The sequence below is a fragment of the Mangrovimonas futianensis genome, assembly GCF_021245805.1.
Taxonomy (GTDB): domain Bacteria; phylum Bacteroidota; class Bacteroidia; order Flavobacteriales; family Flavobacteriaceae; genus Mangrovimonas; species Mangrovimonas futianensis.
Genome location: NZ_JAJJNF010000003.1, coordinates 195,349 through 214,889, shown reverse-complemented (window position 1 = coordinate 214,889; position 19,541 = coordinate 195,349). Strand labels below are relative to the sequence as shown.

24 protein-coding genes and 1 tRNA gene are annotated in these 19,541 nt (G+C 35.3%); 14 read left to right on the top strand and 11 right to left on the bottom strand.

Translation table 11 applies throughout. From position 1 onward, the window contains the following. Window positions 1-147: 147 nt before the first annotated feature. Together LOK78_RS06335 and LOK78_RS06330 are read right to left on the bottom strand one after the other, a co-directional pair. Complete coding sequence (locus tag LOK78_RS06335) at window positions 148-795, bottom strand: hypothetical protein (protein ID WP_053972392.1); 648 nt, start codon at window positions 793-795, stop codon at window positions 148-150. A 59-nt stretch (window positions 796-854) separates the two neighbouring features. Further along, window positions 855-1,664 carry a hypothetical protein gene (locus LOK78_RS06330; protein WP_232634349.1) on the bottom strand — a complete coding sequence of 270 codons (810 nt, stop codon included), beginning with the start codon at window positions 1,662-1,664 and terminating at the stop codon, window positions 855-857. A gap of 284 nt (window positions 1,665-1,948) precedes the next feature. Here LOK78_RS06330 and LOK78_RS06325 point away from each other — a divergent pair, with 284 nt between their 5' ends. Both LOK78_RS06325 and LOK78_RS06320 read left to right on the top strand, forming a co-directional pair. After that, window positions 1,949-2,929, top strand: a complete 981-nt coding sequence (locus LOK78_RS06325) for a carboxypeptidase-like regulatory domain-containing protein (RefSeq protein ID WP_053972391.1) — start codon at window positions 1,949-1,951, stop codon at window positions 2,927-2,929. After that, the gene (locus tag LOK78_RS06320) at window positions 2,922-3,278 is read left to right on the top strand and encodes a DoxX family protein (RefSeq protein WP_232634348.1); all 357 of its coding nucleotides are present in this window, start codon (window positions 2,922-2,924) and stop codon (window positions 3,276-3,278) included. The genes LOK78_RS06325 and LOK78_RS06320 overlap by 8 nt, the downstream gene beginning before the upstream one ends. On the opposite strand, the gene LOK78_RS06315 is transcribed toward LOK78_RS06320, so the two are convergent. After that, window positions 3,279-3,947, bottom strand: a complete 669-nt coding sequence (locus tag LOK78_RS06315; RefSeq protein WP_232634347.1) for a uracil-DNA glycosylase family protein — start codon at window positions 3,945-3,947, stop codon at window positions 3,279-3,281. Next, entirely contained in the window at window positions 3,934-4,578 is a 645-nt protein-coding gene (locus LOK78_RS06310) for a CDC27 family protein (RefSeq protein ID WP_166959431.1), read from the bottom strand. Before LOK78_RS06310 ends, LOK78_RS06315 begins: the two co-directional genes overlap by 14 nt. Before the next feature lie 165 nt (window positions 4,579-4,743). On the opposite strand from LOK78_RS06310, the gene LOK78_RS06305 reads away from it, so the two are divergent. Continuing rightward, window positions 4,744-4,872 (top strand): 30S ribosomal protein THX, encoded by a 129-nt coding sequence (locus tag LOK78_RS06305; protein ID WP_082316616.1) that lies wholly within the window; start codon window positions 4,744-4,746, stop codon window positions 4,870-4,872. Window positions 4,873-4,898: 26 nt separating this feature from the next. On the opposite strand, the gene yaaA is transcribed toward LOK78_RS06305, so the two are convergent. The 3 genes from yaaA to LOK78_RS06290 form a co-directional block, all read right to left on the bottom strand. After that, entirely contained in the window at window positions 4,899-5,657 is a 759-nt protein-coding gene (gene yaaA, locus LOK78_RS06300) for a peroxide stress protein YaaA (protein ID WP_232634346.1), read from the bottom strand. A gap of 90 nt (window positions 5,658-5,747) precedes the next feature. After that, window positions 5,748-6,788: an RluA family pseudouridine synthase gene (locus LOK78_RS06295; RefSeq protein ID WP_232634345.1), complete on the bottom strand. Its 1,041-nt coding sequence runs from the start codon at window positions 6,786-6,788 to the stop codon at window positions 5,748-5,750. Between the two features lie 3 nt (window positions 6,789-6,791). Continuing rightward, a complete protein-coding gene (locus tag LOK78_RS06290; RefSeq protein WP_053972386.1) occupies window positions 6,792-7,349 on the bottom strand; it encodes a PASTA domain-containing protein in 558 nt (185 codons plus the stop codon). A gap of 105 nt (window positions 7,350-7,454) precedes the next feature. Here LOK78_RS06290 and LOK78_RS06285 point away from each other — a divergent pair, with 105 nt between their 5' ends. Together LOK78_RS06285 and coaD are read left to right on the top strand one after the other, a co-directional pair. Beyond that, window positions 7,455-8,429, top strand: a complete 975-nt coding sequence (locus LOK78_RS06285) for a D-alanine--D-alanine ligase (protein WP_232634344.1) — start codon at window positions 7,455-7,457, stop codon at window positions 8,427-8,429. A 67-nt stretch (window positions 8,430-8,496) separates the two neighbouring features. Next, on the top strand, window positions 8,497-8,955 hold the full coding sequence (gene coaD / locus LOK78_RS06280) for a pantetheine-phosphate adenylyltransferase (protein ID WP_166959419.1): 459 nt from the start codon (window positions 8,497-8,499) through the stop codon (window positions 8,953-8,955). Between the two features lie 5 nt (window positions 8,956-8,960). Here the strand turns inward: coaD and LOK78_RS06275 are convergent, their stop codons facing one another. Beyond that, entirely contained in the window at window positions 8,961-10,583 is a 1,623-nt protein-coding gene (locus tag LOK78_RS06275; protein ID WP_232394395.1) for a SulP family inorganic anion transporter, read from the bottom strand. 176 nt (window positions 10,584-10,759) lie between these two features. Here LOK78_RS06275 and LOK78_RS06270 point away from each other — a divergent pair, with 176 nt between their 5' ends. Beyond that, on the top strand, window positions 10,760-12,496 hold the full coding sequence (locus tag LOK78_RS06270) for a M14 family metallopeptidase (protein ID WP_232634343.1): 1,737 nt from the start codon (window positions 10,760-10,762) through the stop codon (window positions 12,494-12,496). Here LOK78_RS06270 and LOK78_RS06265 read toward each other — a convergent pair. After that, window positions 12,489-13,163: a M15 family metallopeptidase gene (locus LOK78_RS06265; RefSeq protein WP_232394397.1), complete on the bottom strand. Its 675-nt coding sequence runs from the start codon at window positions 13,161-13,163 to the stop codon at window positions 12,489-12,491. The two genes, LOK78_RS06270 and LOK78_RS06265, sit on opposite strands and share 8 nt — an antisense overlap. 24 nt (window positions 13,164-13,187) lie before the next feature. On the opposite strand from LOK78_RS06265, the gene LOK78_RS06260 reads away from it, so the two are divergent. From LOK78_RS06260 to LOK78_RS06225, 8 genes are all read left to right on the top strand, one after another. After that, on the top strand, window positions 13,188-13,787 hold the full coding sequence (locus LOK78_RS06260; RefSeq protein ID WP_232394398.1) for an alpha-ketoglutarate-dependent dioxygenase AlkB family protein: 600 nt from the start codon (window positions 13,188-13,190) through the stop codon (window positions 13,785-13,787). A gap of 363 nt (window positions 13,788-14,150) precedes the next feature. After that, the gene (locus LOK78_RS06255) at window positions 14,151-15,089 is read left to right on the top strand and encodes an alpha/beta hydrolase (RefSeq protein WP_232394399.1); all 939 of its coding nucleotides are present in this window, start codon (window positions 14,151-14,153) and stop codon (window positions 15,087-15,089) included. 229 nt (window positions 15,090-15,318) lie between these two features. Then, entirely contained in the window at window positions 15,319-16,179 is an 861-nt protein-coding gene (locus LOK78_RS06250; RefSeq protein WP_166959404.1) for an SPFH domain-containing protein, read from the top strand. A gap of 2 nt (window positions 16,180-16,181) precedes the next feature. After that, a complete protein-coding gene (locus LOK78_RS06245) occupies window positions 16,182-16,340 on the top strand; it encodes a DUF4177 domain-containing protein (protein ID WP_082316615.1) in 159 nt (52 codons plus the stop codon). Between the two features lie 7 nt (window positions 16,341-16,347). Next, window positions 16,348-16,851, top strand: coding sequence for a hypothetical protein (locus LOK78_RS06240; RefSeq protein ID WP_232394400.1), 504 nt, complete (start codon window positions 16,348-16,350; stop codon window positions 16,849-16,851). Window positions 16,852-16,861: 10 nt separating this feature from the next. Then, the gene (locus LOK78_RS06235) at window positions 16,862-17,032 is read left to right on the top strand and encodes a type II toxin-antitoxin system antitoxin (protein WP_082316614.1); all 171 of its coding nucleotides are present in this window, start codon (window positions 16,862-16,864) and stop codon (window positions 17,030-17,032) included. A 54-nt stretch (window positions 17,033-17,086) separates the two neighbouring features. Next, window positions 17,087-18,352: a DUF819 family protein gene (locus LOK78_RS06230; RefSeq protein ID WP_232394401.1), complete on the top strand. Its 1,266-nt coding sequence runs from the start codon at window positions 17,087-17,089 to the stop codon at window positions 18,350-18,352. 54 nt (window positions 18,353-18,406) lie between these two features. Next, the gene (locus LOK78_RS06225) at window positions 18,407-19,099 is read left to right on the top strand and encodes a DUF4369 domain-containing protein (protein ID WP_232394402.1); all 693 of its coding nucleotides are present in this window, start codon (window positions 18,407-18,409) and stop codon (window positions 19,097-19,099) included. Between the two features lie 34 nt (window positions 19,100-19,133). Here LOK78_RS06225 and LOK78_RS06220 read toward each other — a convergent pair. Then, window positions 19,134-19,207 (bottom strand) — tRNA-Thr (locus LOK78_RS06220). 57 nt (window positions 19,208-19,264) lie between these two features. After that, complete coding sequence (locus LOK78_RS06215; protein WP_053972374.1) at window positions 19,265-19,534, bottom strand: hypothetical protein; 270 nt, start codon at window positions 19,532-19,534, stop codon at window positions 19,265-19,267. Window positions 19,535-19,541: the final 7 nt, after the last annotated feature.

The window sequence follows — 19,541 nt, the reverse complement described above, 5'->3', positions numbered from 1 at the left end:
TAGGATTAAAAAATAGCTCATCTAAGGTAACAAAAATCACATCAACCTCAAACACAAAAACAACTGTAAATCAAAGTTTTAAAATAAAAAAAACCACTAACGCAAATGTTAGTGGTCTTCTGAGTTCTAATTTTTATAAGACAATCTCTATTCTGATTTTAATACACCATCTTCAATCATCTGATGTATGATAGCTTCCGAATAACTTTTGATGAAATCTTCCATATCTGCCGGATCATAGGTCTTTGACTGTGCAGACCAAAGCAACTCTTCAGTTTCTACATCATAAAGATTGGTTTCCAAATAAAAAGTTTTGGTTGTATCATAATATCCTGGCGTATATGTAATGGGAAAGGAATAATTATAATAGCCATAAAAGCTGTTATAATAGCCATACATATAAGGTGAATAACCAGACACATACATTTCATTTCCAGGATGGTATCTTGTTGTGGTTTCCTTGTCTTGTAGGTTGACCGTAAAAATAGTCTTTGCACCAGTAGCCTTAATTTCCCTTAAAAGATATTCTTTGGAAGGCATATCCTCTTTGGTGAATTTTTGTATAAAGATGTCCTTACTCTTGGTTGCTTTAATACCTCGTTGACCAGCTTGAAAGGCAATTTCTTCTTCCATAACATTTTTGGCCTGAGTATTATTGGTCATTGCCAAAATAAACACAGAACCTTTAGTCCTAGTGGCCAATTTATCTTTATTGGTCCAAGCACCTACAATTTTTGTTGATGACCCGCAGGAAACTAGTAACACACTAATACACAAAATAAGTAATTTTTTCATTGAATGATTTTATAGATTGATTATTGATTAACATTTATTATTTGGATGGCTAATGAAAGTTATTGCTTTTTAGGATAAAGCAATACCAGTCCAAACCGAAAACCAAAATCGGCAGCATTACCATTGCCATAATGAATTCTAGGTCCCAATAAAAGCTGTGCCATTTGGCTTCCCATAGTGATTACTTTAGATCCAACAATATTTATAGAGCCCGATGTCGATTTATAATCCCAATTTTGGGTCAATTCTGTATTAAGTGCCAAAGCATAACCTCCCGCAAAATTTTTAGCAAGAAACGGTTGTAAAAACGTAGCATTGACATCTTGCCGATTACTATCTCCAGCCACAGACCAAATATGGTTTACCAAAGCACCGGCAGTTAAAGTACCTAACTGCTTCAGGACAACTGCCGTGGGTCCCATCCCAAATTTTTTAGTTCCTAAATAATCATCGGTTGCTGTAGGCACCAACAACACGGGTCCAGCACCCCAAATTAATCCACCTGATGTCGGCTCCTTAGGCGAAAAGAACGCACTTACTACGGCATCACTTAACCCTGTTTGATTTCCGCTGTTACCATAAATGTCGGTTTGAGAAACAACAGGCAAAATAACTCTACCTATTAAATTCCAATTTTCGCTAATACTTATAGGGATGACTGGTTGGATATTCAAAGTGAATTTTGTTCCATTCTCGGGATTATAACCAAAATCCAAATTCCCTTGAAACGGAACACTTATCAAACTAGCAACAGGATTTTGAAGTTGCTTAGCTAAGGCATCTGCAGAGCTTGTCTCGTCTTGGGCATAAATAGAATATCCAAATAGTAGTGCTACGGCAAGCAAGCATTTTGAAAATAAAGACTTCATACAATAATTGTTCATAAAAACTTGTTTCCAAATTATCCCCCAATGGGCCTCATATAATTTCGAATTTAGAGCCTAATACTTTAAATTCAGTAAGGCTGCTAAACGTTTCTCTTTGAGCGTCAATCAAATGTACTATTTATTTGACAGATGTTAACTTTTTGGATTCATTTTTTGAAACACACTTTGAAATTTTAAATCTCCCAAATGTGTTTTTTAAAACTTACACTATAAAAGAATCGACATCAGATTTGACTTTGACCATATTTTATTAATATCTTTTGACTATGAAAAAATGCATCCTTTTAATAGTCCTTTTAAGCTTTGGATTGAACTTTGCACAAACCAAAATAATTGACAAAAAAACCAATGACCCTGTTTCATTTGCAACCATATCATTTGGTGATGGATTTGGAGTCTTTGCCAATGATCAAGGTAGCTTTACTTTTACAAAAAAACTTTATCCCGATATTGACACTTTATACATTTCTGCTTTAGGTTATAAGGACCTTAATATTCCTGCTGAACCACTCCCAGAGACCATCTTTATGGAGGAAGAAATAGATCACCTAGACGAAGTGGTAATTTATGCTAATTTAGAAGATCGCAAATACAAAGTAGAAAAACTAAAACCCTATTTAGATGATGACTATTACAGTTGCTGGCTTCCAACTTTGGAATCAGAAATTGCCGTGTTTTTCAAGAATGAGGGGTCCGAATTAAAGCAATTAACTTCTGTACAGTTTCCCATTGCCTTGGAATCTGAAGATTGGAACAAACGGAAACGGTCCAATGCTGATAAAAAAGAATTTTCGACCTTATTTAAAGCCCAATTTTATAAAAACGAAGGTGGTTATCCAGGAGACCCATTGACTTACCAACAAGTCACTTTTAGAGTTACCGAGGAAGATGGCGACCAATATGACTTGGATGTCACATCTAACCAAATCTTTATTCCAGAAAACGGTTTGTTTATTTCCATTCAGGTGATGGGTTATACTGATGAACAGGGAAATCTACTTCCTAACAAACAATATAAAGAAATCAAATCAAGAAGTGGTATGGTTAAAATACCTACCAACTTTAGACCTTTGTTGCCTTTTACAGATGAAATTCGAGAAACAAGAACCTTTATAAAAAGGGTGTTTCAATATACCAATGAATGGTCACCATTCCAAAAAGGAAGCTTTCAAGGGTCTACCCTTTTAAAGGCGGGTAAAAACAATTACGGCATGGGAATAAGTTACAGGAAATATAAAGATGAATAGTAACCCATGGCATCTGTACCTCATGGGAGGTCTTTACATCCTAGCAGGATTGATGCATTTTATCAAACCAAAGATGTATATGAGGATTATTCCTCTTTATTTACCTAACCATAAACTTCTGGTCTATTTGAGTGGTATCATGGAAATCCTTCTAGGCATTACTGTTTGCATCAAGGCCACCAGACCTTTTGCTGTTTTAGGAATTATTTGCATGCTACTGGTATTTTTAACGGTTCATTTCTATATGTTGAACGATGAAAAAATCAGTGCGAAAATCCCAAAATGGATTTTAATCTTAAGGATACCTTTACAGTTTTTTTTAATGTATTGGGCTTTTTATTACTTTTAATTAAAAGAACTCTCGGTATTGCATCACCCTAAAATCAAAGGTTGTAAAACTTGGGTTTCGCTGTTTTATTTGTTTGTATAATGGCATACTACCAACTGCCCTATTAGCACTACCGGAAGGCGCCGTCAACGAAACTGTTCTTATAGTTCGAGTCATATTTTTTTTATCCTTAATATCAAAAATATGAATTCTAGGAACCTCTTGACTTACCGGTGTAAGTTTCAATCCATTCAATTTTAAATGTTTTCTAAAAAAATATTCCGGACCATTTTTACTGTTCCCCCCAGTAAACAATAAGGTATCTATTTTAGGATGAACTTTAATATACCCCAGAAGATCTCTTAACACCACATCCTGCATGCCTATGTCGGAGGCATCTACTTTATCTCGAAGCGCACTTTCAACCATATCACAAATACCAATGCCATGTGATTTCAAAAAATTTTTACGCTGATCAATGGCATATTTGGTGTTTTCATAGACTAGATTTAAATCAAACAATTGGTCTAAAATTCGCCACAATTGCCCATCTCTACTTCCATAACAAAAGTCCACGTCGTCTGGTTTTAGATTGCCTGTTGAGAATCTGGGAGGTGGCAGTGTACCTACTATTAGTTTTGTAGCCTGCTTTGGAATGAATGGTTTATATGGATGTTTATGAATGAACATGAAATTCAGCTCTCATTTTTTCAACCTCCACAATAGTAGAGCGATAAAGCCTTCTATTCATTTTATTCATATATTTTGACTCCTGAAAAATTTCTTCAATTATTTCTTCACCATCTTCAACCTTGTTATTCCTCAACAAAAACTTGGCTAAAAGTAGTCTTTCCTCATAATTTGAATATCTTACATCTATAGGACGTAAGTTTGTTTCAGCCTCGTCTATTTTATTCAGTTTTTCTAAAGCCTGTCCAAATATGAATTGGGTTTTTGAACCTTGAAAACTCGAATCCTTTTTCAGCCTTTCACCATATAATAAAACTTCGTTATAATTTGAATTGAAAAACAAGGCCAGAATGAGGTTTTCTATGACATAAACATCATTTTCATTATGGTCTTCTAAGGTCCTTTTAAAATGAAAAATAGCATTTTCAAAATCTCCTATTTCCATATAAGCATCAGCAAGATCCACCCTGTTCTTATAAGTATCAGAAAACTCCAAACGTTTTCCTAAATCCTTTACCTTTTTAGTGGGATTAATAATAGAAGTTACATTGCTATTTATTTTACTCACATCTCTCCTGTTCAAAACTTGAGTAAGCAAATAAATAATACCTCCTACAAGAGGTAAAAACATAATAATTAAGTACCAGTAGTATTCTTTATGATTTTTTATGGCATGAAATATACAAAAGCCCTGAACGGCAATGACTAAATAATAATAACTCACTTCTAACGATAATTACAACAGTGAAAATAAAAAAATTATTATCTTGAGGACACACAATGCTAAAAAAATAAAATGGGCAAAGGAGACAAAAAAACCAAACGCGGTAAAATTAATAGAGGTTCACACGGGGTAAGGAGACCCCGAATCAAAAAGAAACCAAAACCTGAAGATAAGATAAACGTTAACAAAAAAGCACAGTAAGAATCCTAGGTACTTATCTCACTATCTTATCTAGTGAAAACCAATTCAGTTTTAGAAGATAGTTCTTCGCTGAAACCATAGCCTTCATAATTAAATCCTTTAAGGTCTTCCACGGTTTGAGCATTTGTTTCAATAATATATCTTGCCATCAACCCACGGGCTAGTTTCGCAAAAATAGCTATGTTTTTATATTCACCTCCTTTGAATTCTTTAAAGGTTGCTGTAATCACAGGTACTTTTAACGCTTTAGCATCAACAGCTTTGTAATACTCATTACTAGCCAAATTTAGAAACAATTCGTCATCTTCTAATTCCTCATTAAGCGCTTGGGTTACTTTCTTCTTCCAAAACTCATAAAGGTTCTTATTCTTGCCAACGGGCATTTTGGTTCCCATTTCTAAACGATAAGGCTGAATTAAATCCAGAGGCTTTAAAACCCCATACAAACCTGATAAAATCCTCACTGTATTTTGTACCCGATCCAATTTATCTAAAGAAATCTCATAAGCATCCAATCCACGATACACATCACCATTGAAAGCATATACAGCCGGTCTAGAATTTTCTGGTGTAAACGGCAATTCCCATTCTTGATTTCTCTCATAATTCAATTGCCCTAAACTATCGGATATATGCATCAATTTTGAAAGACTTTTGGCCGACTTCTTTTTTAATAATTTATTCAGTCTATCTGCCTCTTTTAAAAAACAGGCTTCCGTGTGTTTGTCTGTAGGTAATTGACTTTCGTAATCTAAAGATTTAGCGGGTGATAATACCAGTTTCATAAATTGATTTATTTACTCCAAAAATACAAATGGAAAGGCGATTCAGCAACCACATTCTTAAGAGTTTTACAATAAAGGAATAAGGAAAAATTATAATAGTTCCTGATGTTTTGCATAATTGCGCCATTTCTCTATACACAACTGCATATCTTCAGGCAACTCTGTATCAAAACGCAATGTTTCTCCAGTTTTTGGATGAACAAAACCAAGTGTTTTTGCATGAAGCGCTTGTCTAGGCAAAGTCTTAAAACAATTTTCTACAAATTGCTTATATTTTGTGAAAGTAGTCCCTTTTAAAATAAGATGTCCTCCATAACGTTCGTCATTAAACAAAGTATGTCCGATATGTTTCATATGCACACGGATTTGATGGGTTCTTCCCGTTTCCAACTTACAGGATACCAACGTTACATAACCTAATCGCTCCAATACCTTGAAATGGGTGATAGCTGGTTTTCCTTTATCAGCTTCATCGCCTTCAAAAACTGTATTTTGTAATCTATTCTTTGGGTGACGCCCGATATGGCCTTCTATGGTTCCTTCATCTTCCTCCACATTTCCCCAGACCAAGGCTACATACTCCCGTTCACTGGTTTTATCAAAAAACTGTTTGGAAAGATGTGTCATGGACTCTTCAGTTTTGGCAATGACCAATAAACCACTCGTATCCTTATCAATTCTATGAACCAAGCCTGGTCGATTACTAGAATTATTGGGCAAATTTTCAAAATGATAAATCAAGGCATTGATTAAGGTTCCAGAGTAATTTCCATGGCCTGGATGTACAACCAATCCAGCGGGTTTATTAATGACCAATACCTCATCATCCTCATAGACAATATCCAACGGTATATCTTCCGGCGTCAATAAATATTCATAAGGTGGATGTTCAAACATCACCCTAATTTTATCAAAAGGTTTGACCTTGTAATTTTGTTTTACAGGAATATCATTGACATAGATATTTCCACTCTTTGCGGCCGCTTGAATTTTATTTCTGGTTGCATTCTCAATAAAATTCATAAGGTATTTATCTATACGTAAAGGTTGTTGCCCTTTCTCTGCAGTAAAAGCATAGTGTTCATAGAGCTCATCATCCTGCTCATCGATATCATTGATTACCTCAGCCATAAACTATTCTGGTCTATTTCCGTTTCCTAATACTAAATCTATTTTGGATTTTTTGGGCAGCATTTCACCAGCCTCCAAAGGTTTTCCATCATAAATCACTCCTAAAACCACATCTTTCGCAATGTTGTCTTTATACGTTAATTCCCCCAATTCAAAACCCAAAGCCTCCAAGGTTGGTTTGGCCTGTCTTAAGGTTCTCTCCCTTAACTCTGGAACCATAACTTTTCTGTAACCGGATGGATTCAACGTTAAATAGATTTTTCGGTCCTCCTTAACTTGTTTCCCAGCTGGTGGATCTTGTTCTATAACCGAATACTTTGGATAATCGGGATTAAAATTTGAAGAATCCAATACTTCCATTTGCAAGTGGTTATCATCCAAGGCTATTTTAGCAACTTCTATGGATTTCCCCGTTAAATCTGGAACGGTCTCAAATTCACCATGATTGGTGGTACTATTCAACCATCTCAACAACAAAAAGCTGATAACAAAAATGGCTACTACAGCCAAGACAATTTGTTTTAAAAAAGCTTTACTTCTTAGGAAATTAATCAGACTCATTTATAATTTTTTACCCAACAAATATATAAAAACCGAACTGTTTTTACTTTTGATTTATTAGTGATATTTTAGCTTAACGATATTTTACCATCGTTTCTTATCTCTATGAAAAAAAACATAGCCATCATAATGGGAGGATATTCGAGTGAATATGAAATATCCTTAAAAAGCGGTAACGTAGTATACGAAACCTTAAACTCCAATAAATATACCCCTTATAGAATTCACATTTTCAAAAACAAATGGGTTTATGTGAATGACAATGACATTGAATTTCCAGTTGATAAAAATGATTTTTCAATTATCCATGATGGAGAAAAAATCACTTTTGACTGTGTTTTCAATGCTATACATGGTAGCCCTGGTGAAGATGGTTTTATGCAAGCCTACTTTAATTTATTAGGAATTCCCCAAACCAGCTGTGGGATGTATCAAGCAGCCTTAACATTTAATAAAAGAGACTGTCTTAGTGTTTTAAAACCATATGGCATCGCAACAGCAGAATCCTTCTATTTGAATTTTGGGGATGATATTGATGAAGAAGCTATAATCAAAAAAGTTGGGTTACCTTGTTTTGTAAAAGCTAATAAAGCCGGAAGCAGTTTTGGAGTCACCAAAGTTTATGAAAAGGAAAAATTGAAAGACGCTATTAATATTGCTTTTAAGGAAGATGATGAAATCATTATTGAATCATTTTTGGATGGCACCGAAGTTTCAGTAGGAGTCATCTCCTACCGGGGAGAAATCAAAGTATTGCCGATTACTGAAATTGTAAGCGACAATGATTTTTTTGATTACCAAGCTAAATACTTGGGACAATCTCAAGAAATCACCCCAGCCAGAATAAGTGAGGAGTGGACCAACAAGGTTTCGGAAAAAGCCAAAAAGATTTATCAAGTTTTAAAAATGACTGGCTTTTCTAGAAGTGAATTTATTTTTAAGGATGGAGAGCCGCATTTGTTGGAAATCAATACCGTTCCTGGCCTAACAAAAGAGAGTATTTTACCTCAACAAGCCAAAGCAGCTGGAATATCCTTGTCTGAACTCTTTGAAAATGCCATTGAAGAAGCTTTGAAATAAAATCTGTAATTTTATAACCTCGAAGGTTTATAACTATCAATCAAAATCTGCTACAAAATATTAATCGATGAAACGAGCTATATTTCCTGGATCTTTTGACCCAATCACATTAGGCCATTATGATATTATTCAAAGAGGCGTCAAGCTGTTTGATGAAATTATTGTTGCCATTGGAATAAACTCCGACAAGAAGTATATGTTTTCATTGGAAGAGCGAAAAAAGTTTATTGAAGATGCCTTTAAAGATGAACCCAAGGTGAAAGTGGTAACCTATACGGGTCTTACTATTGATTTTTGTAATGAAATAGAAGTTCCCTTTATCTTGCGAGGTCTGAGAAATCCAGCTGATTTTGAGTTTGAAAAGGCCATTGCACACACCAACAGACATCTTTCTGGAGGCATTGAGACTGTTTTCCTTTTAACGGCAGCCAAGACCTCCTACATCAGCTCTAGCATTGTTAGGGATGTTATCAAAAACAATGGAAACTACACCCAATTGGTTCCCGATAGCGTAGTCATTAAATAAACCTTTTAGAAATCGTATTCAGATAAAGATTTGGTGAATTTTTCAGGATTGGCAGCCAAATGATATCTGGGGTCATCAATATCTTCTACTACTACTTCCCTAAATTTAGGACTGGATTTATAAAGCAATTCTTTACAATCTTCACTTAAGTGTTTCAACTTGATTGACTTTCCTGCTTCTTCATATTTGTTAACCAAATTGTAAACTGCTTCCAAGGCAGAATGGTCACTAATTCTAGATTCCACAAAATCAATTTCTACCTTTTCTGGATCATTTTTAACGTCAAACTTTTCATTAAATGCCTTAATAGATCCAAAGAAAAGCGGTCCCCAAATTTCATAAATTTTAGTACCATCGGCACGCATTCTTTTTCTAGCTCTAATGCGTTTGGCGTTTTCCCAAGCAAAAACCAAGGCACTGACTATCACTCCTGAAAAAACCGCTATGGCCAAATCAAAAATTACAGTTAACCCAGAAACAAGAATTAAAACAAAAAGATCACTTCGAGGAATTTTATTGAAGATTCTAAAACTACTCCATGCAAAGGTCCCTATGACTACCATGAACATTACACCTACTAAAGCTGCAATTGGCACTTGTTCAATAAGCGAAGAACCAAAAAGAATAAACATGAGTAATCCTATAGCGGCCACAATTCCTGATAATCGTGTTCTTCCTCCTCCTTTTATATTGATAATGGATTGTCCAATCATGGCACATCCTCCCATTCCGCCAAATAAGCCAGTTACAATATTTGCCCCTCCTTGAGCTAAACATTCCCTATTGGCATTTCCTCTAGTTTCGGTTAATTCATCAATAAGATTTAAAGTCATTAAAGATTCTATTAACCCAACCGCTGCTAAAATCAGTGCATATGGCGCAATGAATTTTAAGGTTTGTAAATTAAGAGGTACTTTATTAAAAATATCCCATTGGAAAGAAGGAAGTCCACCTTCGAGACCACTACCTCCACCTTCACGAATAAAACTTCCTACGGTAGCAACATCCAAACCGCCAAAAATAACAATGGCCGATACCACTAATATAGCTATTAGGGCCTCTGGAAGTTTTTTGGTCAATTTAGGCAACCCAAACATAATTCCCATGGTAAGAGTTACCAGCCCAATCATTACCCATAATTCTTTTCCATGCATCCAAACTGCCGTTCCATTTTCTATGGATGTAAACATCCCAAGTTGGGCAATAAAAATAACGATGGCCAAACCATTGACAAATCCCATCATTACGGGGTGTGGAATCAGTCTTACAAATTTTCCAAGTTTAAAAACACCAGCCAACATTTGAATGATCCCCATTAAAATAACGGTTGCAAACAGGTAATATAATCCTAAGTTCTCCCCTTCTGCCCCCATCGCATTTCCTTCGGCAACCAAATGAACCATCACTACAGCCAGTGCCCCAGTGGCACCACTTATCATTCCAGGACGGCCTCCAAAAATTGATGTGATCAAACCAATCATAAAGGCTGCATATAAACCAACTAATGGATCAACTCCGGCTACAAAAGCAAAAGCAACCGCTTCTGGCACTAAAGCCAGAGCTACCGTAATTCCACTTAAAATATCATTTTTAGCATTTGCCGCTCTCTTTCTGATGAATTCCGTCATGATAAGTTGGTTTAAGCTGCAAAAATAAGGTTAATATCCAAGTTTACAAGTTTTAAAAGCAAACATAGTAGTCTGCTCCTCTATTCTAGAATGCCTTTAATAAAGATTCAAAATTGCCTATCTGAAATAAAATTTACAATTTTAGTCCCTAATTATTTTCTTCAAAAAGGAATTCCATGAAAAAAAGATTTTTTTACATCATTACAGGAATCTTATGCCTTTCGTTTAAGTATGGTTTTTGCCAAGAAAATTTCGTTACACAATTTGAAAAATCCAATGGATTGGAAACAGCTGCCTACTATGACGTCATTGCCTATTACCAGAACTTGGCAGCGGCCTATCCAACAATTACTGTGGACAGTATGGGCATTACCGATTCTGGGGAGCGACTTCACCTAGTCACCTTTGATCCTGATAAGAATTTTGATTTTGAATCAAACAGAAAAAACAAGAGTATCCTCTTAATTAATAATGGTATTCATCCTGGTGAACCAGATGGTATTGATGCTACCATGATGCTTTTTAGAGATTACGCCAGTGGCCAGCTAAAAGCTCCTAAAAATACGATTATAGCCACCATTCCTATTTATAATATTGGCGGTAGTTTGAATAGAAATTCAGGAACCAGGGCCAATCAAAATGGACCTAAGGAATATGGTTTTAGAGGCAATAGTAGAAATTATGACCTCAATAGGGATTTTATTAAATGTGACACCGAAAACGCTAAATCCTTTGCAGAAATATACCACTTGGTAAATCCAGATGTGTTTATAGACAATCACGTGAGTAATGGTGCCGATTATCAATATGTTCTCACGCATTTATTTACACAACACAATAAAATGGGAGGCCCCATGGGTGCCTTTATCAATGAAACATTCAGACCTCAACTGGAGCAAGAACTTGCATCAAAATCATGGGACATAACGCCTTATGTCAATGTATTTAACGCAGTCCCCGAAAAAGGATTCAGTCAATTTATGGACTATCCACGCTATTCCACAGGCTATACAACTTTATGGGGCACACTGGGAATGATGCTTGAAACCCACATGCTCAAACCCTACAAGCAACGTGTTGAAGGTACCTATTTATTCATGCAGACCGTTGTGAACTTGACCGAGACACATGGAGAAAAAATTCGAGTTTTTAAAGAACAACAAACTACTAAATACAAGCCTAACGAAAGCTACCCTTTAGATTACAAAATCGATACTACCAGATTTTCGACACTTGAATTTAAAGGTTATGAAGGAGAAATTATTACCAGTGAAGTCACGGGGTTAAGTCGTTTAAAATACCATCGCGACCAACCTTTTTCAAAACAGGTCAATTATCAAAATTATTTTGTTCCTTCGGTTGAAGTGGATATCCCAAGAGCTTATGTCATTCCTCAAGGTTGGCATCATGTGATTGAGCTTTTAAAACTGAATCAAATAGAAATGACCCAGATTCAAAAGGATACCACCATTTCTGTAGAAAGTTATAGAATCCAATCTTTCGAAACACGAAATTCTCCTTATGAAGGTCATTACCTTCATTACAACACTCAAATTCTTTTGTCAAAAGTTGAAAAAACATTTAGAGCAGGAGATTTCATCATCAATACACAACAGAAAGGAATCAGATATTTGTTGGAAACTTTTGAGCCTCAAGCACCAGATTCCTTTTTCAACTGGAATTTCTTTGATACTATTCTGCAGCAAAAAGAAGGCTTCTCACCTTATGTTTGGGAAGACAAAGCTTCCAAAATGCTGAAGCAGAACCCCGATTTGAAACGGGAATTTGAAAACAAAAAGTATACCGATGGTAACTTTGCAAAAAATTGGTATGCCCAATTGGAATGGTTATTTCAAAAAAGCGATAATTACGAGCTTGCCCACATGAATTACCCGATTTATCGTATTAATTAATAGAAAAGTTAAAATAAGTGTCGGGGAAAGGTTCATTTCTCAAAGTGAAATGCCACCATTCCTTGGAATAGCTTCTAAACCCATGTTTCTGCATGACTCTTTGTAGACGCAAACGGTTCTCCTTTTGTTTTGCCGAAATATTTTGATAAGACACCCAAGATTGAACACCAAAAAAATCATATGGACTACCCATGTCAAGGGGTTCTAAAGTCTCTGCATCAATAATGGTCAAATCTACAGTGCTCCCTCTACTATGTCCCGATTTGGAAGCTATATAACCTTCTTTAAAAAGGTTACCTTTTTTGACCTCTGGATAGAATTCCTGTTTATTTATAGTATCATTTAATTCCCTTGCCCAATGCACAAAGTGATTAACCGCCTGTTGTGGTCTATAACCATCATACACTTTTAGACATAAATTTTCATTTTCTAAATCTTCTTGAACCATTTTTAAGGCCTCTGCCGTCTCCAAGGTGAGAATCAATCTATTTGCATGATATCCGGCAATGGTATCGCCTACAAAATTATGGGTGGAATAATAACGTAATTCAACTTCTAAATCAGGGATGATTTCATCAACATAAACAAAGCCTTCAGGAATTGGTTCCTTTTGGGCGGAAAAAAAACCGAAAATCGCAAAGATTAAAACACTTATTGTATATTTCATAGAAAGCTAATTTAAATAAAATGTATGACTCTTTTTCCTAAGGATTTACAGACATTCCAATTGCCAGATGCTGAGCTAATATATAACCCTTGTTTCTATGATAAAACCACAGCTCTTCAAATTTTCAATTCACTAAAAGAAGAGATTCTTTGGCAGCAAGACGAGATCGCACTTTTTGGTAAAATTCATAAACAACCTCGGTTAACATCGTTATATGCCACCAATAGCATTCCTTACTCCTATTCAAATATTACTATGAGGCCCCATAAAATGACTCAACTTTTGTTGAAGCTTTTAAAGGATGTAGAATCGGCAACCAATGAAAAATTCACTACCATCCTTTTAAACTTTTACAGACATGGTAAGGATAGTAATGGATGGCATGCCGATAATGAGAAAGAATTGGGCTCTTCACCTACGATTGCATCCTTAAGTTTTGGAGAAACAAGAAAATTTCAATTTAAGCACAGAAATTTAAAAACAGAAAAACATCAATTGGATTTAACTTCGGGAAGCTTATTAATCATGAAACCTCCCATGCAACAATTTTGGTTGCATCAAATTCCAAAAACGCAAAAAGAAGTAGGAGAAAGAATTAATTTAACCTTTAGGAAAATTGCATAAAAAAACCGAGGCCCCTCAACCTCGGTTTAGTTTTATTTGCATCTTTTATAATGTAGTTAGATTTAGGGTCTCTAGTATCAACAACATAATGCAAATATTAATTAATTAATCCATTGAACTAAAAAGTATGTCTTTTAGTACATTTCAAAAGTATTATTTAATTTGATTTTAAACGTTTAAATACATCTTTTTTCGATGAAATACATATTTTTTTAACATATGTAGGTGAAATAACGCTTTTAATCGACGAATTACATAAAAAATAGAATGATAATTTATCATAAAATTCCATGGTAAATAAATTATTTGGTAGGATATTTACGTTATAGAAGTAGTTGCTAAGTCTATCCTTATTATTGTTTTATGTATATTAAATATTTTGTCATTGTCCTTTTCTTTTTGTCCGCCACTATAAAGGCACAGGAAAATGTGGATCTAGTGGAAGAAAACATTGCTATCAATGCCATGATTGACGGTAGTTTGTTATCTCCAAAAGAAACCACCCAGACTCTGGCAATCATTATTGCTGATTCTGGCCCTACCGATAGAGATGGCAATCAAAATTTCCAAAAGAACAACTCCTTAAAAAAATTGGCTATAGGCTTAGCACAAAATGGTATCGCCACTTTTAGATATGATAAGAGAACCGTTAAACAAATAAGAAGAGGCAATCTAGATTCTGATATTGTATTTAATGATTTTGTTACAGATGCAAAAGCTATAGTGCATTACTTTAAAAGTGAACGTCCCTTTGATAAAATTTTCATAATAGGTCACGGACAAGGAAGTTTGGTTGGAATGCTATCCAGCGAACAGCATGTAGATGGTTTTATCTCACTCGCTGGATCGGGAAAATCTTTTGATGACGTTCTTATTAAGGAAATTGAAAAAACAGCTCCCATGTATAAGGCAGATTCAGAAAGAGTCATTGCCATTTTAAAGGAAGGAAAAACAACCAGCGACTACCCGCAACAGCTTTCTTCTATATTCAATGAAAGTATTCAGCCTTTTATGAGCAGTTGGTTTCAATACAAACCAACAGAAGTTTTGTCTCAATTATCTATTCCTATTTTGATTGTCAATGGCTCCAAAGACTTACAAGTCCCCATTGAAGAAGCAGAATCTTTGCACAAAGCATCAAAAAATTCAAAATTGGTGATTATTGACGATATGAACCATGTTTTGTTTACCATAGAAGGTGATGATTTGGAAAATTCCAAATCTTATGCAGAAACCTTTAGAAAAGTAAACCCCGAATTGCTTACTACCCTGACAAAGTTTATAAAAAACCCTTCCAAGTAAATCGAAAAAAGCACCCCGAAAGGTGCTTTTTTACTTAACTAACCAACCAAAAAATATGAAAAAGTACTACACGCTTTTCAAGTAACCACACTGTCCAAGCACAATGTGTAGTAACATCTTGTATAAGGCAATTCCCGTGCCAAAGTTACCAAGTACAAAATTTTAAGAAATTATTAGCACCTATTAATTAATTTTAATATATTTATGATATCATTTTAATATCATAATCATGAAAGAAGAAAAAACTATTGTTCCTGCCAACGGTTATCTCATGTTGTTTGTTTTCCTTATTCTATTTTTTGGAGGTATTGCAAGCACCATTATTACTCAAAATCCGTTATTTCTTTTAATCATTGTACTTTCCTTACTCGTAGCTCCAGGTTTTATTATGGTACAGCCTAACGGTTCCAGAGTATTATTGCTATTTGGAAAATATGTAGGTAGTGTGAAACAAAATGGATTTTATTGGGTTAATCCGTTATATACTAAAAAGAAGATTTCTTTACGAGCTAGCAATTTTGATAGTGAACGATTAAAGGTAAATGACAAATTGGGAAATCCAGTTATGATAAGTACCATTTTGGTATGGAGAGTTCAAGACACCTACAAAGCAGCTTTTGATGTAGATAATTATGAGAACTTCGTAAAGGTTCAGACCGATGCTGCCGTGAGAAAACTGGCAAGTATGTATCCCTATGATAATTTTGCTGATGACGGCCATGAAGAAGACATTACCCTTCGGTCAAGCGTTAACGAGGTGAGTGAAGCTCTTGAAAAAGAAGTAGACGAACGCCTTTCAATAGCAGGGATAGAAGTTTTGGAGGCCAGAATTGGCTACCTTGCATATGCTCAGGAAATAGCCAACGCCATGTTGAAACGCCAACAAGCAACAGCCATTGTAGCAGCCAGACATAAAATTGTTGAAGGCGCCGTAAGCATGGTAGAAATGGCTTTAAACGAACTTGGAAAGAAAGAAATAGTGGAACTTGATGACGAGCGTAAAGCTGCTATGGTGAGTAACCTCATGGTGATACTTTGTGGAGATAAAGATGCCTCTCCTGTAGTAAATGCGGGCACATTAAACCATTAGAAATGAAAGAATATAAAGTAGTCAATACAAAGGCTGGAGTGATCAAGCGTAATGAAAAGCTGGAAACACTCCTAAATCAATACTCTCGAGAAGGTTGGGAATTAAAATTTATGCATCAAACTTTTTCAGTGGCCATCTTTGAACGCGATAAAAACAGATAGTAGCAACATGATTAAAGAATTTAACGAAACCCAACGCGTCGGGAATTGGATTTACATATTATTAAGCACCGATTTACTTGTCGTTTCACTTATTCTTTACAATGATGTCAAAAAAGGTAATATGAGTATGAATGAATTTATGTTTAGCCTAGGAATGATTTTATTGCTAAATGTTTTCATTGCTCTTTTTATAAGATTTTCCGCTTTGTACACCAAAGTGGATGCCCAGGGAGTTTCTTATAAGTATCCACCGTTTTGCATAAAATGGAAGCTTATTCCTTTTGAAAATATCAATGATTTTCAAATTCAAAATTATTCCAGCATGAATCATGGCTATGGTGTAGGTAAGTGGAATTTTTTTTCTAAAACGGATAGTATCACTTCCATTGGCACAGATAAAGCAATCAAAATAAATTATAATTCAAAAAAACCCATTTTAATAGGAACTCAGAAAGCTTCAGAATTTTACAATGCCATAAGAAAATTCAAGTCGAAAGAGTACGAAATTTAAAACCAGTACTATGAGCAAAAAGAAAGCCTTTGCGTTACGAATCAACGAAGACATGCTGAAAGCCATAGAAAAATGGGCTTCGGATGAATTTCGAAGTACCAATGGTCAAATAGAATGGATGCTCATGCAAAGTCTGAAAGAAGCCAAAAGAGAACCCAAAAAAGATAAAAACGACCGGTAGGTCGTTTTTTGTTTTATAAAGTATTCGGTAATTTGCCACTTTAACTTTTTATTTATGATAAAGGAAACTGTTTTTACCAATGATGCCATCGTTTTTGGTTTATTAATGTTGGCCTTAGGCTTTGTATTTTATACTGAATCTAGAAAAACAGGTTTTTGGCCTAAGTTCTACAAATACATTCCAGGACTCTTAATGTGCTATTTTATTCCGGCCATCTTTAGTTCTTTAAATTTAATTTCTGATGAGATTTCCAAAACCTATTTCATCGCCAGTAGATATCTTCTACCGGCATCTCTGGTTTTACTCACTCTAAGCATCGATTTAAAAGCGGTCTTTAATCTGGGTTGGAAAGCACTAGTTATGTTCTTTACTGGCACTATAGGAATTATCATTGGTGGACCCATCGCCATTTTAATCATTTCCATATTTTCTCCCGAAACGGTTGGTGGTGCCGGATTTGATGCCGTTTGGAGGGGATTGGCTACTTTGGCAGGAAGTTGGATAGGTGGTGGAGCCAACCAAGCAGCCATGTTGGAAATATATGAATTCAACCAAGAACTTTACGGCGGCATGGTCTTAGTTGACATTGTGGTGGCCAATATTTGGATGGCAGTTATCCTATTGGGAATCGGGAAACGAAAAAAAATCGACTCTTGGTTACAAGCTGATAACACAGCTATAGACGAACTTCAACACAAAGTTGAAAACTTTAGTGAAAAAATAAAAAGAATTCCCACGGTAACCGATTACATGCTCATATTAATGTGTGCCTTTGTGGCGGTAGGATTAGCGCATTTTGGCTCAGAAAAAATCTCCACTTTTTTAAGTAGTCATTTCGAAATTATTAGCGACCCTAAAAGTGCTCTATCATCCTTTGGAAGCGGGTTCTTTTGGCTAATTTCTATTGCTACTTTGATTGGTATCCTCCTTTCTTTCACAAAAGCAAAAAATTTAGAAGGCGCCGGAGCCAGTAAAATTGGAAGTGTTTTTATTTACATATTGGTGGCTACCATAGGAATGAAAATGGATCTCACCAAATTGTTTGAAAACCCGGGACTTATTTTAATTGGACTGGTTTGGATGCTAATTCATGTTATTCTTTTGATTGTAGTAGCTAAAATGATAAAAGCCCCTTATTTTTTCTTGGCCGTTGGTAGTCAAGCCAATGTTGGTGGTGCAGCCTCGGCCCCAGTAGTTGCAGCCGCTTTTCATCCCTCATTGGCGACAGTTGGTGCTCTTTTGGCTGTCTTTGGATATGTGGTGGGAACCTATGGCGCCATTGCTTGTGCCGAATTAATGAAAATAGCCTCGGGAGGTTAGTAAAAAACCAATAATTATAAGATATTTGCTTCCATTAAAATTTGAATTAACTCAATGAAACATCTAGCAGCCCTTATCTGTTTATTAGCCATTCTCTCTTGTAGTAAGGAACGTGATCTTACTGTAAAAGGACATATTGAAGGACTAAAAAAAGGAACCATTTATTTAGAAAAACAACAAGATTCTACCATTGTAACTGTGGACTCTGTTGCCTTGAATGGCTCCTCAGATTTTATACTTTATAGTGATATAGATACTCCAGAAGCTTTCTATCTAAGCTTAGATAAGAACAACCAAAGTAAACCAGATGAAAAAATTGTCTTTTTTGCAGACAAGGGGATTACCGAAATAAACTCTACCCTTAAAAACTTTATGGTAGATGCCAAAATTAATGGGTCTGAACAACAAAAATTGTATGAAGATTACCTAAAGGTTATTACTAGGTATAAGGATAAAAATCTGGAATTGATCAAGGAAGAATTTGAAGCCAAAAAAGCTGGAGATAGTGCCTTGATTGAAAAAAATATTCAAGATTGGGAGAAGTTACTAAAAAGCAAGTATTTATTTACCGTAAACTTTGCGATCAATAATAAAGACAGTGAAGTAGCTCCTTATGTTACCTTAACCGAGATTTACGATGCCCAAACCAAATGGCTGGATACCATTTACCAATCACTCACTCCAAAAGTGCAGGCCTCTAAATACGGGAAGATGCTTGAAAAGCATATAGCAGACAATAAAGAATAAAAAAATTCCACCTAATAGGTGGAATTTTTTTATGAGCCTCCAGAGGGACTCGAACCCACGACCTGCTGATTACAAATCAGCTGCTCTAGCCAACTGAGCTATGGAGGCAAAACGGCTGCAAATATCAATCATGGATTTGACATCTGCAAACATTTTTTTTAAATCTTAGCTCAGTTTATTTACTTTTTCTATCAGTTCTTTTCCTTTGCTTTCCAATTCTTGGTTAATAGATTTAAAGTGTGCTTTTTTATCTTCAACACTTCTATCACTAACCTTTGCCATTAATGAATCAAAAGTTTCAATTGCTTCATCAATAATTGCCTCACTTTTTTTAGTGTCCTTTTCCGGATTGGAATATTCCCAAACGTAAACAGCTTCAATAATATCACCTAAAACATAATTGATGTCTTTCTTAAGGTCTCTTTTACTTGCCATAATTTAT